This window comes from Pectobacterium betavasculorum, assembly GCF_000749845.1.
GTDB lineage: Bacteria > Pseudomonadota > Gammaproteobacteria > Enterobacterales > Enterobacteriaceae > Pectobacterium > Pectobacterium betavasculorum.
On the sequence record NZ_JQHM01000002.1, the window covers coordinates 509,522 to 523,384 of the forward strand.

Consider the following 13,863-nt stretch of genomic DNA (forward strand, 5'->3'; position numbering starts at 1 on the left):
AATTACTATCAGTTTAATAAATAATTCTCTGGGGGATAAAGATTATGATCACACGAAGAGCAGCGGAGCAATGTGGCCAAGCCGACTATGGCTGGTTGCAGGCACGCTATACATTCTCTTTCGGTCACTATTTTGATCCACAGTTACTGGGCTACGCTTCTCTTCGCGTGCTTAATCAGGAAGTGTTGGCACCGGGAGCCTCATTCCAGCCTCGAACCTACCCACGCGTAGATATCCTGAACATTATTCTTCAGGGCGAAGCGGAATACCGCGACAGCAACGGCTACCACATTCAGGCTAAAGCGGGAGATGTGCTGTTGCTCGCCACTCAACCGAACATCAGCTACAGCGAACATAACACCAATTCCAGTAAACCACTGACACGCCTGCAATTATGGCTGAATGCTTGCCAGACCCGAGAAAATAGCCCGTTACAGCGTATGGGACTGGATTCATCAAATCATACTTTACTTGCATCACCGGAAGGCGAGCAGGATAGTTTGCAACTGCGCCAGCAGGTCTGGATCCATCATGTCGATCTCCAGCCCAATGAGCAAAGCACGATCGCCCTACAGGGAAATCAGGCTTACCTCCAGTTGATCCATGGTTCAATGACGGTGAAAGGCAGCCAGCACGCTGAAACATTACACTGTGGTGACGGAGCCTTTATCAAGGAGGAAACGACGTTGACGCTACAGGCAGAATCACCGTTGCGGGCGCTACTCATCGATCTGGTCGTCTAGCTCTTCCGTCCATTGTCTTCTCAGGAAAACGCCACTATCTCGGCGTTTTTACTCAGTCGTGGTAAGATATCCCTCTTGTTCCTCAATGCGTCAGGGTGATATGACAATGGATTCAACCAAACAGGACAAACTTCTTGCCCAGGCTGAACAGATTTGTCAGCAGCGCGCTGTGCGTCTAACTCCACAGCGGTTAGAGGTTTTACGCCTTATGGCACAACAGTCTGGTGCTATCAGCGCTTATGACCTGCTGGATCTGCTGCGCGTTTCCGAACCTCAGGCGAAACCGCCGACAGTCTATCGCGCGCTGGATTTTCTGCTGGAACAAGGCTTCATTCATCGAGTCGAATCAAACAACAGCTACGTGCTGTGTCACCATATCGAAGACCACAGCCATACGTCCGCCCTTTTCATCTGCGACCGCTGTGGGCAAGTCACCGAACGTCAAACCGAAGGTGTGGAAGAAACGCTGCGTAGTCTGGCGCAACAGTCGGGATTTACGCTGCGTCACAGCGTGGTGGAAGCACACGGCTTGTGCGGCGGCTGTCAGGAAGTGGCGACATGCAAGCAGCCGGATCATTGCGATCACGACCATACCGTTCCTATTAAAAAACGATAGCCCTAAGGGCTATCGTTCGTTTTCTTAGGGGACACCACATTTACTACCAGTGATATTTGTGGTGATCTTCCCAGTGTTTCACTTCTTTCTCTGCCGCTTCCTTTTCGTACCCGTAACGCTCCTGGATCCTACCCACCAGTTGGTCACGTTTACCTTCGATGACCGTCAGATCGTCATCCGTTAATTTGCCCCATTGCTCTTTCGCTTTACCTTTAAACTGTTTCCAGTTACCGCTGGCTTGGTCTTTATTCATAAGAATCTCCGTACCTTAGGTGAATTGCGCATAAAAAATCGTGACTAACGGCTTATGCGTCAGTGTCAGATAAATAGATTTATTCAGTAAGCAGCATCATAACTATGTGAACCATGACGGTGCTCTTCGCCACTGTCTCCCTTGATTACCGGGCTATCTAAATGTGATGGCTAATGATCAATCGGCAAACGAACAATCAAGATAAAAATGCTTACCTCGATAAAAATTATAGTCAAATATTTCACTTAACATTGAAAATCAAGAATCTGTGACTGGAGTTAACGTTAAGAAAGGGAAAATAACCGCAAAAAGCAGTGAAAAAACAGAAGGATAATAGGAATCGTAGAAACGTGCGCGAAATGTAACTAAATATATATGGTTAGCAGATTAACACACAGAACATGATGCACTGACCTAGACGAACGAGCAGTGCATCTCTGCGAATGGTTAGCTCCAGTCGCTGTTGCGAATCACGCCAACCGCTAAGCCTTCTATCGAAAAACTTTGCTGACGCAGGTCGACAACAATCGGGGCAAATTCTTCATTTTCAGCGAGGAGGTGCACCGTATTACCCTGCTTTTTCAAGCGCTTCACCGTCACTTCATCGTCAATACGCGCGACAACAATCTGCCCGTTACGCACATCTTCTGTTTTATGCACGGCTAGTAAATCGCCATCCATAATACCGATATTTTTCATAGACATGCCGCTGACACGGAGCAAGAAATCAGCGCTGGGTTTGAACATTGCGGGGTCAACCTGATAGCGACACTCAATATGTTCCTGTGCCAGTAGCGGTTCACCTGCGGCCACGCGCCCAACCAGAGGAATACCCGTTTCTTCTTCCATTAGCAGACGAATACCGCGAGAAGCGCCCGATACAATTTCAATCACACCTTTACGCGCCAGCGCTTTCAGATGTTCTTCAGCCGCATTAGGAGAGCGAAACCCCAGTTGTTGAGCGATTTCCGCGCGCGTTGGCGGCATTCCGGTTTGCGCAATATGATCGCGGATCAGGTCATAAACCTGCTGCTGCCTTGCTGTTAATACTTTCATCCCGCCCCCTGGTTGTTTATACAGTCTTGCTGTGAGTATATACAGGTAAGGCACAATTGGGAATCGGGATATAGGCAAAGCCTCTGACTTTTACTCATTTATGCGTACCGTCAGGCAAAATGCTGCCAGAGGATGCTGCCCCACACGACAGCGGCTAACAAGATGGCAACAAAAACAGCAGCCGAGCCAATATCTTTCGCCCGACCGGATAATTCGTGGTGCTCGAGACCAATGCGATCGACCACGGCTTCAATGGCGCTATTGGCCAGCTCAAACAGCATAATCAGTACCACAGAACCAATCAGCAGGAGCTTCTCGACCAGCGTAACCGGCAGTAAACACGCGATAATGACACCGACAATGGTCAGTATCGTTTCCTGACGAAATGCCGCCTCATGCTGCCACGCCTGCTTCAGCCCCTTAAAGGAATAACCGGTCGCCTTAATAATCCGGGTCATCCCCGTTGCTTTATTCATTTATCCTCCGTTTTTTTACTCTAAATAATTCGAGTTTCAGGCAGGCGGCAAGAGAGGGGGTCCCGATGAGCTTACTCAAGTAAGTGATTCGGGTGACAAATCTGCCGAGAGCAGATTTGAACGCTGCTTGCAGCGGCCCTTCAGGGCGAGGCCCACAACGGGCCGAGTATTTAAACGCAGCCAACGCACATGCAACTTGAAGTATGACGAGTATATGCAAAATAGTTCGCATTTTAACGCGCTTACGTTGTCTCATCACCACAGATCTCCGGCGCAGTTTCTGGTATCCTTGCGGCGAATTGCTAACAAGAGGCTCCACGTTGTTATGTCAGGTTGGCGTAAAATCTACTATAACTTATTGAATCTCCCGCTGAAACTGCTGGTAAAAAGCAAAGTTATTCCCGCAGATCCCGTGGTCGAGTTGGGGTTAGACCCCTCACGTCCTATACTCTATGTTCTGCCTTATAACTCTCAGGCGGATCTCTTGACGCTACGTGCGAAATGTCTGGCATTGGGCTTACCCGATCCCTCACAACCGTTCGAATTCAATGGCGTTGAACTCCCTAGCCACGTCTTTATTAATGACGGGCCGCGCGTCTTCCGTTATTACGTTCCCAAGCAGAAATCCGTCAAGCTGTTCCATGACTATCTGGATCTGCATCGCGCCAATCCAGATTTAGATGTGCAGATGGTGCCGGTTTCCGTGATGTTTGGGCGCTCTCCAGGTCGGGAAGGTCACTCTCAGGCCATGCCACACCTGCGATTGCTCAACGGTATTGAAAAATTCTTCGCCGTCCTGTGGTTAGGCCGCGACAGCTTTGTCCGCTTCTCCAGCCCCGTGTCGCTGCGCTATATGGCGACCGAACATGGCACTGACAAAACCATAGCCCACAAACTGGCACGCGTCGCGCGTATGCACTTCTCTCGCCAGCGTTTGGCAGCAGTTGGCCCACGTTTGCCAGTACGTCAGGAGCTGTTTAACAAGCTGCTGGATTCCAAAGCGATCAAGAAAGCCGTAGACGACGAGGCACGCAGTAAGAAGATTTCTCATGAGAAAGCGCAGCAAAATGCCATTGCGCTCATGGAAGAAATCGCTGCCGACTTCTCCTATGAGGCCGTGCGTCTGTCAGATCGCGTATTGAGCTGGACGTGGAACCGCCTTTATCAGGGGATTAATGTCCATAATGCCGAACGCGTTCGGCAGTTGGCGCAGGATGGTCACGGCATTGTCTATGTGCCCTGCCACCGTAGCCATATGGATTATCTGCTGCTCTCCTATGTCCTGTACCACCAAGGCTTAGTACCGCCGCATATCGCCGCAGGTATCAATCTTAATTTCTGGCCAGCGGGACCGATCTTCCGCCGTCTGGGTGCGTTCTTTATTCGTCGAACCTTCAAAGGCAATAAGCTCTATTCCACGATTTTCCGTGAATATCTAGGCGAGCTGTTTGCCCGTGGTTATTCGGTTGAATACTTCATGGAAGGCGGGCGTTCACGCACGGGGCGTCTTCTGGATCCCAAAACCGGTACGCTTGCCATGACCATTCAGGCCATGCTCAGAGGCGGCACACGCCCTATCACGCTGGTGCCGATTTATGTCGGTTACGAGCATGTGATGGAGGTCGGCACCTATGCGAAAGAGTTGCGTGGCGCGGTGAAGGAAAAAGAAGGCTTCATGCAGATGGTGCGCGGTTTGCGTAAGCTGCGTAATCTGGGCCAGGGTTACGTGAACTTCGGCGAACCACTTCCGCTAACAACCTATCTGAACCAACATGTACCGCAATGGCGTGATGCGATTGACCCTATCGAGGCGCAGCGTCCAAGCTGGCTAACGCCGACGGTGCAGGATATCTCTATGGATATCATGGTGCGCATCAATAATTCTGCGGCAGCAAACGCCATGAATCTGTGCTCCACTGCCCTGTTAGCCTCGCGCCAGCGTTCACTCACACGTGAGCAAATGCACGAACAGCTGGATTGCTACCTGCAACTGCTGCGTCAGGTTCCTTACCACAAAGATATTACAGCGCCGAAGAAGACAGCGGATGAACTGTTGGAACACGCGCTAGGCATGAACAAGTTCGAAGTGGAGAAGGACAGTATTGGCGACATCATCATTCTGCCGCGTGAGCAGGCTGTTTTGATGACGTATTACCGCAATAATATCCAGCATCTGTTGGTCTTGCCGTCGCTGATTGCCAGCATCGTCATTCACCATCGTCGGATTACACTTGCCGAAGTTGTGCGACAAATCACGCTGATCTATCCGCTGCTGCAAGCCGAGCTTTTCCTGCACTATTCCAAAGAGCAGTTGCCGGACGTGCTGGAGACGTTGGCTAATGAACTGATTCGACAAGAGCTGCTGTGCAGCCGTGACGGTCAATTAGCCATCAACCCGCAACGTATTCGTACACTACAACTGCTGTCAGCAGGCGTGCGTGAAACACTGCAACGTTATGCGATTACACTGTCTCTGTTATGCGCAAATCCAGAAATTAACCGTGGAACGCTGGAGAAAGAAAGCCGAAACATGGCACAGCGCCTGTCCGTCCTGCACGGCATCAATGCGCCGGAATTCTTTGATAAAGCGGTGTTCTCAACGCTGGTCGCAACCTTACGCACAGAAGGATATATCACCGATAGTGCGGAAGTGGCGCAAGGCGATATCGTGGCAATCTACAATATCCTCGGCGATCTGATCACTCCAGAAGTTCGCTTGACGATCGAAAGCGCCAGCTCATCTACTGAGATGGAAGCAAGTAGTAGTCAAACGGTGGAAGAGACAACGCAGGAATAGCCAAGCGCAAGTAACGGGAAGATGGCGGAGAAACACCGTCATCAAACCGTGGATATCTCTGGTATAGCAAGCACACAGAACATTCTCTCATAAAAAAAGCAGCGATAAATCGCTGCTTTTTTGTCTCTGACGATCCGTCTTACAGGCCAAACAGAACGCCAATAAATATCGCCATACCGACGTACTTATTATTATGGAATGCCTTGAAACAGGCCTCACGTTCGCGCCCCGCCGTCAGTATTTGCTGATAGATAAACATCCCAGCAGCCACCAGAAGCGAAATAGTATAGGGCATTCCCAGCCCGGAGATGCTTCCCAAAGCCAACAGCAACGCCAGCATACTGAACTGCAATAACCCGATGATGATATTGTCAAAGCGGCCAAATAGGATAGCCGTAGACTTCACGCCGATCTTTAGATCGTCATCACGATCGACCATCGCATATTGCGTATCGTAAGCCACCGTCCAGCAAATATACGCCAGAAACATCATCCAGCAGGTTGCAGGCAAGCTTTCGCTCACCGCAGCATAGGCCATAGGGATCGACCAGCCGAATGCCGCACCCAGCACAAACTGAGGCAGATGGCTGACGCGTTTCATAAACGGGTAGACCCATGCCAAAGCCAGCCCAGCGACAGACAACAAGATCGTCATTTTATTCAGCGTCAGCACCAGACCAAACGCCAACAAGACCAGCACAACAAACAGAACTTTGGCTGATTGCTCACTCACTTCACCGCTGGGCAGTGGGCGAGAAGCCGTGCGTTTTACATGGCCGTCAAAATGTCGATCGGCATAGTCATTGATGACGCAACCCGCGGCACGCATTAAGAAAACGCCAGCGACAAAAACAAACAGCGTCCACGGTGCAGGTGCCCCTCCTCCCGCCAGCCACAGCGCCCATAGCGTTGGCCACAGCAGTAACAGAGAACCTATCGGTTTATCAATCCGCATCAAGCGACAATAAGCCAGCCATTTCCCTGCTGTAACACTTCTTTCCAAGGATTTATCTCCTCAAATTACCTGCCAACCTTCATCACCAGGTGTGTAATAAACCGGTGATTCCGGTAAGAAAAGCTCAGTCAACAGTAACGGATAACCCGAAAGGCACAGGCGGGAACGCCGCGCCCATAAGCCTTCGCAGCATCCGGTATGAATATAATCACGCGTCAGCGATTTTTGCTCAAACAGATAACGACCTAACGGCTGATTGCCTATTTCCGTTAACGCCGCACCGGAACCATCTAGCGTCTGTTGCGGGACAACCGTTCGACCGAAAAGCCAGGGACGATCGTCACCATACAGTACTACTTCACGCAGCCAGTAACGTTCGTCGGGCGGTAGTTGGTCGCGTTCTTCGTCCAACATCTGTGGCGTAATGAAACCCTCACGACAAAGCGTGACCCTCAGTTGGGCACAGTATTTTTCAAGCCGCTGCGTCATGGAACTGGTTTCCATCAGCCAGTCACCAATGTGCTCAGGCAATACCGAAGGGGGTTCAGTAAACCAGGATATGGTGCGCAGAAGCGTTGACGCATCGTCAGACATTTCCCTACTCCGGACAGGATACTTTGCAAATAAAAGTATTCGTCAATAAAGCATTCGTAAATAAAGTAAGCGTCTCTATTGTAGCGCAGAATGCTCCGCTGATAACACGCTATAAACCGATTCATCCCCGATGTGGCAACATTTCAGCAATGCGACACATAAAAAAAGCACTACCCGGTACACAACCGGATAGTGCTCTTGAGGACAGAAAGACGCGCTTCTGTAACCTGACTTCCTGCCACCGGAAAACGGCTTCCGGCGACAAGGGTATCACATTACATCATGCCGCCCATACCACCCATACCGCCCATGCCACCAGCAGCACCTAAGTCAGGTGCATCACCTTTCGGCAGGTCAGTTACCATACATTCGGTGGTAATCATCAGACCCGCAACGGAAGCAGCGAATTGCAGCGCAGAACGGGTAACTTTGGTCGGATCCAGGATACCGAAGTCGATCATGTTACCGTATTCTTCAGTTGCAGCGTTGTAACCGTAGTTACCTTCGCCACCTTTAACGGTATTCGCAACCACAGATGGCTCTTCACCAGCGTTGGAAACGATCTGACGCAGTGGAGCTTCCATCGCGCGCAGCGCAACTTTGATACCCACGTTCTGATCTTCGTTCTGAGCAGTCAGAGAAGCCAGTTTGGCCGCAACACGAACCAGCGCCACGCCACCACCAGCAACCACGCCTTCTTCTACCGCAGCGCGAGTCGCAGCCAGGGCATCTTCAACACGTGCTTTCTTCTCTTTCATTTCAACTTCAGTTGCTGCGCCAACTTTGATAACGGCTACGCCGCCAGCCAGTTTAGCCACACGCTCTTGCAGTTTTTCTTTATCGTAATCTGAGGTTGCTTCTTCAACCTGCTGACGGATCTGAGCAACACGGCCCTGGATCGCAGCTTCTTCACCCGTACCATCGATGATGGTGGTGGTGTCTTTGTTGATAACAACACGTTTTGCCTGACCAAGATCTTCCAGCGTCGCTTTTTCCAGCTCCAGACCGATCTCTTCAGAGATAACGGTACCGCCAGTCAGCGTAGCGATGTCTTGCAGCATGGCTTTACGACGATCGCCGAAGCCAGGTGCTTTAACCGCAGCAACTTTCACGATGCCACGCATGGTGTTAACCACCAGCGTTGCCAGCGCTTCGCCTTCAACGTCTTCAGCAACGATAACCAGCGGTTTACCCGCTTTTGCTACTGCTTCCAGTACTGGCAGCATTTCACGAATGTTGGAGATCTTTTTGTCAGCCAACAGGATGAACGGGCTTTCCAGTTCTACCGCACCGGTTTCCGGCTTGTTGATGAAGTACGGAGACAGGTAGCCACGGTCGAACTGCATACCTTCAACCACGTCCAGCTCGTCTTGCAGACCCGTACCTTCTTCAACGGTGATAACACCTTCTTTACCGACTTTGTCCATGGCTTCGGCAATCATTTTGCCTACGGTCTCGTCGGAGTTAGCAGAGATGGTACCAACCTGAGCGATAGCTTTAGAGTCAGAGCACGGTACAGACAGTGCTTTCAGTTCTTCAACAGCAGCGATAACAGCTTTATCGATACCGCGCTTCAGATCCATCGGGTTCATGCCCGCTGCAACAGCTTTCAGGCCTTCAGTAATGATTGCCTGCGCCAATACGGTTGCGGTCGTGGTGCCGTCGCCTGCTGCATCATTCGCTTTAGAGGCAACTTCTTTCACCATCTGTGCGCCCATGTTCTCAAACTTATCTTCCAGTTCGATTTCACGCGCAACAGATACGCCGTCTTTAGTAATGGTCGGTGCACCGAAGGATTTATCCAAAACTACATTACGGCCTTTCGGGCCCAGGGTAACCTTCACTGCATCAGCCAGTACATTCACGCCGCGCAGCATTTTTACGCGAGCGTCATTACCGAATTTTACGTCTTTAGCTGCCATGGTATATTTCCCTTAAATTCGTTCAGTTCAGATGATTACGCGCAATTACGCTTCAACAATTGCCAGAATGTCGCTTTCAGACATGATCAACACTTCTTCGTTATCGATCTTCTCTGCCTTCACGCCATAGCCATCATTAAAAATAACGATGTCGCCGACTTTCACATCCAGCGGCTTCACTTCGCCATTTTCCAGGATACGTCCGTGACCTACGGCCAGAACTTCACCACGGGTAGATTTACCAGCAGCGGAACCAGTCAGTACGATACCGCCAGCAGATTTTGACTCGACTTCTTTGCGCTTGACGATCACGCGGTCATGCAATGGACGAATATTCATTGATAGCTCTCCTTTGAGAAAGTCCATATCGGTTTAGGATAAACGCCGACTATGTTTTCATAACGATTATGCTTTTCATAATCGACCTTGTGGTGTTCTAAGTGGGGGCATTTCGCTGCCCTTCAAGGGAAAAAATTCATTTTTTTTTGCGCTAGGCGGCTACGCGTTAGTAACCGCAGATAAAAAATAAGGATTATCAATATGATAATCCTTAACTGCTTTTCAGACTGTCGCGATGTTAACGGTCGTCACGATCGTCTCGGTGTTCAATATTTCCGCGCCCGCCGTCCTTACGTTGGTATTCACCTTCAAAGGTGTTCCCATCGGAAGGCGATGCACTCGAACCGGAACGCCAGATGTGCAAGTGAGGCATCAGCTTTAACGTCAGGCTTTTCTGCACAGGCGGCAGTAACAGCAACAGCCCCAGAAAATCAGTCAGGAAGCCCGGAATCAGGAGCAGGAAGCCAGCCAGCACCAGCGAAACGCTTTTTACCATTTCGGCCGCAGGGCTTTCACCTGCCGCCATTTTCTGCTGCATTTGTACCAGCGTTTTCATTCCCTGATTGCGCACCAGCGAAACACCCACGCAGGATGTGAAGACCACCAGCAGCAAGGTCATGGCAACGCCCAGCACTTCAGCCACTTGAATAAACAGCGATATCTCGATGTAAACTAAAAGAAAAATAAGTAATAACGGTAACCAGCGCACCCGGTTCTCCTGTATTTTTTACGCGTACTGTCGTTAATAAGAACGTGTGTTAATGAAAACGTGTTAAGCCATCGCGATTGAAAATCCAGACACGCCATACTCCCTATCGATTAGGCAAAGTACGCGTCCTGCTCTGCGATCCGGCACATCATGATTTAGTTAAATGGGTGCGCCTTTGCTCGTTTTCAAGCCGCCAACCCATGATTATTGTTCTAAAATAATGGCTCGTGACTACAATCACAGTTCATTTACCATAACGGTAGAGAACGCCAGTATAGTGATCTAAACACCTGTTTTTCACTGTCGTAACGACATATCCTCACGGCAATGGATATATGGTTGGTCAAACATCCCAATACTATTGCCGAGAGAAGACGGTTTATCCGTAATCGCGCTTTTTTCCGAAGTAAGGCCATCCGAAAACCAGCCCACAACGTCTAGTTACATCGCTAGTCGTACAACAGGATAGGAATTTTCATGTCAGAAAACATCCGTATTGAAGAAGACCTGTTAGGCACCCGAGAAGTTCCCGCAGACGCGTATTATGGCGTTCATACGCTGCGCGCCATCGAAAACTTCTATATCAGTAACAATAAAATCAGTGACATCCCCGAGTTCGTACGCGGTATGGTCATGGTGAAGAAAGCCGCCGCACTCGCGAACAAAGAGCTACAAACCATCCCGAAAAAAATCGCCGACGTCATCATCCGCGCCTGTGATGAAGTGCTGAATAACGGCAAATGCATGGATCAATTCCCGGTAGATGTGTATCAGGGGGGCGCAGGCACATCGGTCAACATGAATACCAACGAAGTATTAGCCAATATTGGTCTGGAGCTGATGGGCCACCAGAAAGGCGAATATCAGTATCTGAACCCCAACGATCACCTGAATAAATGTCAGTCCACCAATGACGCCTACCCGACCGGATTTCGTATCGCGGTCTACGCAGCCATACTGAAATTGACGGATGCGATAGCGAAATTGAGCGATGGCTTCGAGCACAAAGCCAAAGAATTTGAAGACGTTCTGAAGATGGGTCGGACTCAGCTACAAGACGCGGTGCCGATGACGCTCGGTCAGGAATTTCATGCGTTTAATGTACTGTTGCAGGAAGAAATCAAAAACCTGCTGCGTACAGCGGAACTGCTGCTTGAAGTCAATCTGGGGGCCACTGCAATCGGTACGCGCCTGAACACACCGGACGGCTACCAGCAACTGGCGGTGCAGCGTCTCGCGGAAGTCAGCGGCCTGCCGTGCGTACCAGCAGAAGACTTAATCGAAGCCACGTCAGACTGTGGTGCCTATGTCATGGTGCACAGTTCGCTGAAGCGTCTGGCCGTGAAGCTGTCGAAGATTTGCAATGATCTGCGTCTGCTCTCTTCAGGCCCTCGCGCTGGCCTGAATGAAATCAACCTGCCGGAATTACAAGCCGGTTCGTCAATCATGCCTGCCAAGGTTAATCCCGTGGTGCCGGAAGTCGTCAATCAGGTGTGCTTCAAGGTCATCGGTAACGACACCTGCGTCACCATGGCATCGGAAGCCGGGCAGTTACAGCTAAACGTGATGGAGCCGGTTATCGGTCAGGCGATGTTTGAATCAACCCACATTCTGACCAACGCCTGCTACAACCTGCTAGAGAAATGCGTCAACGGCATCACCGCTAATAAGAGCGTCTGCGAAGCCTATGTTTTCAACTCCATCGGAATTGTGACGTACCTGAACCCGTTCATCGGCCACCACAACGGCGATATCGTCGGCAGAATCTGTGCGGAAACAGGAAAGAGCGTGCGTGAAGTCGTACTGGAGCGCGGCCTGCTGACAGAAGCTGAGCTGGATGACATTTTCTCCATCCAGAACCTGATGCATCCAGCGTACAAAGCCAAACGCTACACTGATGAAAACGAGCTTCCTTAACACCGACATTTAATTTTTTCAGGCACGTCCGTTCATGAGGAACAGCGTGCCTTTATTTTTTGCTGCATACAGCCATAAGAATAAGTTATGTACTTTTTATTAAAATTTTTTATTAATTAAGGAGCATAGTCATGCTTGGTCTTGAGTTACTCATTGTTCTGCTCGCCATCTATTTGGGGGCACGACTAGGAGGCATCGGCATTGGTTTCGCCGGTGGCCTAGGTGTGCTTGTACTTACGCTAGGGTTTCAGATAAAGCCCGGCGTCATCCCTTTTGATGTCATTGAAATTATCATGGCCGTTATCGCCGCCATCGCTGCTATGCAGGTCGCGGGCGGAATGGATTATCTGGTCAGTCTGGCGGAAAAACTGCTGCGCAAACACCCGAAATACGTCACCTTCCTCGCGCCGCTGGTCACCTACTTCATGACGATTCTGGCAGGAACCGGGCACACCGCGTTTTCCACTCTGCCCGTTATCGCTGAAGTCGCCAAAGAGCAAGGCATTCGGCCTTCTCGCCCGCTTTCGATTGCCGTTGTCGCCTCGCAAATCGCCATTACCGCTTCGCCAATCTCTGCGGCGGTGGTGTTTGTCGCCGGTATTCTTGAACCACATGGCGTCAGCTACCTCTTGCTGTTAGGGATCTGTATTCCTACCACGTTGGCAGCGATCATGTTGACGGCGATTGTGACTAACTTCCTGGGCAAAGAGCTGAAAGACGATCCGATTTATCAGGAACGCCTGAAAAAAGGGGAAACCACGCTGCGCGGTAATAGCCAGCATGAGATCAAACCGGGTGCCAAGCTGTCCGTAACCCTGTTCCTGATCGGTATCGTCGCAGTCGTTCTGTATGCGACGGCGATCAGCGGCACCGTTGGGCTGATTCAGAATCCGGTTCTGCCACGTAACGAAGCAATTGTGGTCTTCATGCTGACCATCGCCACGCTGATTTGTATCACCTGCAAGATCGATACCTCACGCATCCTCTCTGCCAGCACATTTAAGTCCGGTATGAGCGCCTGTATCTGCGTGATGGGCGTTGCCTGGCTGGGCGATACCTTTGTTAAAGCACATATTTCTGATATTCAGAACACCGCAGGCGCACTGCTGCAAAGCTACCCGTGGATGCTGGCCGTCGTATTGTTCTTCGCTGCCACGCTGCTTTACTCTCAGGCGGCAACGGCGAAAGCGCTGATGCCTGCCGCGCTGCTGCTGGGCGTATCTCCGGTCACGGCGGTGGCTTCTTTTGCGGCCGTTTCTGCCCTGTTCGTTCTGCCGACCTACCCAACCTTGCTGGCGGCGGTGGAGATGGACGACACCGGCTCAACGCGCATCGGCAAGTTTGTGTTTAACCACTCCTTCCTGATTCCCGGCGTGATCGCCATTACGCTGTCGGTGATATTTGGCTTTATCCTCGGCAGCATCCTGATCTAAAGATTGCCCTTCGAGCAGTACCTCGCGGATCGGCCTGACAGGTCGATCCGCAT

13 protein-coding genes are annotated in these 13,863 nt (G+C 50.6%); 5 read left to right on the forward strand and 8 right to left on the reverse strand.

All coding sequences use genetic code 11. The annotated features are described in order from the left end of the window. The first annotated feature begins 44 nt into the window (after window positions 1–44). Both KP22_RS09840 and zur read left to right on the forward strand, forming a co-directional pair. Entirely contained in the window at window positions 45–743 is a 699-nt protein-coding gene (locus tag KP22_RS09840; protein WP_039323948.1) for a pirin family protein, read from the forward strand. A 106-nt stretch (window positions 744–849) separates the two neighbouring features. After that, window positions 850–1,359 (forward strand): zinc uptake transcriptional repressor Zur, encoded by a 510-nt coding sequence (gene zur, locus KP22_RS09845; protein ID WP_039303032.1) that lies wholly within the window; start codon window positions 850–852, stop codon window positions 1,357–1,359. Window positions 1,360–1,402: 43 nt separating this feature from the next. Here zur and KP22_RS09850 read toward each other — a convergent pair whose 3' ends face one another. The 3 genes from KP22_RS09850 to KP22_RS09860 all read right to left on the reverse strand — a co-directional run bounded on the left by KP22_RS09850 (window position 1,403) and on the right by KP22_RS09860 (window position 3,144). Then, window positions 1,403–1,612 carry a CsbD family protein gene (locus KP22_RS09850; RefSeq protein ID WP_039289892.1) on the reverse strand — a complete coding sequence of 70 codons (210 nt, stop codon included), beginning with the start codon at window positions 1,610–1,612 and terminating at the stop codon, window positions 1,403–1,405. Between the two features lie 447 nt (window positions 1,613–2,059). After that, the gene (gene lexA, locus KP22_RS09855; protein WP_005971310.1) at window positions 2,060–2,668 is read right to left on the reverse strand and encodes a transcriptional repressor LexA; all 609 of its coding nucleotides are present in this window, start codon (window positions 2,666–2,668) and stop codon (window positions 2,060–2,062) included. 110 nt (window positions 2,669–2,778) lie between these two features. Then, a complete protein-coding gene (locus KP22_RS09860; RefSeq protein WP_010282908.1) occupies window positions 2,779–3,144 on the reverse strand; it encodes a diacylglycerol kinase in 366 nt (121 codons plus the stop codon). A gap of 325 nt (window positions 3,145–3,469) precedes the next feature. Here KP22_RS09860 and plsB point away from each other — a divergent pair, with 325 nt between their 5' ends. Next, window positions 3,470–5,941: a glycerol-3-phosphate 1-O-acyltransferase PlsB gene (plsB, locus tag KP22_RS09870; RefSeq protein ID WP_039303025.1), complete on the forward strand. Its 2,472-nt coding sequence runs from the start codon at window positions 3,470–3,472 to the stop codon at window positions 5,939–5,941. Window positions 5,942–6,080: 139 nt separating this feature from the next. On the opposite strand, the gene ubiA is transcribed toward plsB, so the two are convergent. The 5 genes from ubiA to KP22_RS09895 form a co-directional block, all read right to left on the reverse strand. Beyond that, the gene (gene ubiA, locus KP22_RS09875; protein WP_039323950.1) at window positions 6,081–6,944 is read right to left on the reverse strand and encodes a 4-hydroxybenzoate octaprenyltransferase; all 864 of its coding nucleotides are present in this window, start codon (window positions 6,942–6,944) and stop codon (window positions 6,081–6,083) included. A 12-nt stretch (window positions 6,945–6,956) separates the two neighbouring features. Continuing rightward, window positions 6,957–7,490 (reverse strand): chorismate lyase, encoded by a 534-nt coding sequence (gene ubiC, locus KP22_RS09880; protein WP_039323951.1) that lies wholly within the window; start codon window positions 7,488–7,490, stop codon window positions 6,957–6,959. A 275-nt stretch (window positions 7,491–7,765) separates the two neighbouring features. Further along, window positions 7,766–9,412, reverse strand: coding sequence for a chaperonin GroEL (groL, locus tag KP22_RS09885; protein ID WP_039303015.1), 1,647 nt, complete (start codon window positions 9,410–9,412; stop codon window positions 7,766–7,768). Window positions 9,413–9,457: 45 nt separating this feature from the next. Continuing rightward, window positions 9,458–9,751 carry a co-chaperone GroES gene (locus KP22_RS09890; RefSeq protein WP_005971295.1) on the reverse strand — a complete coding sequence of 98 codons (294 nt, stop codon included), beginning with the start codon at window positions 9,749–9,751 and terminating at the stop codon, window positions 9,458–9,460. Window positions 9,752–9,989: 238 nt separating this feature from the next. Continuing rightward, entirely contained in the window at window positions 9,990–10,460 is a 471-nt protein-coding gene (locus KP22_RS09895) for an FxsA family protein (protein ID WP_039303011.1), read from the reverse strand. A 477-nt stretch (window positions 10,461–10,937) separates the two neighbouring features. On the opposite strand from KP22_RS09895, the gene aspA reads away from it, so the two are divergent. Both aspA and KP22_RS09905 read left to right on the forward strand, forming a co-directional pair. Beyond that, a complete protein-coding gene (gene aspA / locus KP22_RS09900; protein WP_039323953.1) occupies window positions 10,938–12,377 on the forward strand; it encodes an aspartate ammonia-lyase in 1,440 nt (479 codons plus the stop codon). A 131-nt stretch (window positions 12,378–12,508) separates the two neighbouring features. Then, window positions 12,509–13,810 carry an anaerobic C4-dicarboxylate transporter gene (locus KP22_RS09905; RefSeq protein ID WP_039303005.1) on the forward strand — a complete coding sequence of 434 codons (1,302 nt, stop codon included), beginning with the start codon at window positions 12,509–12,511 and terminating at the stop codon, window positions 13,808–13,810. The last annotated feature ends 53 nt before the right edge of the window (window positions 13,811–13,863 follow it).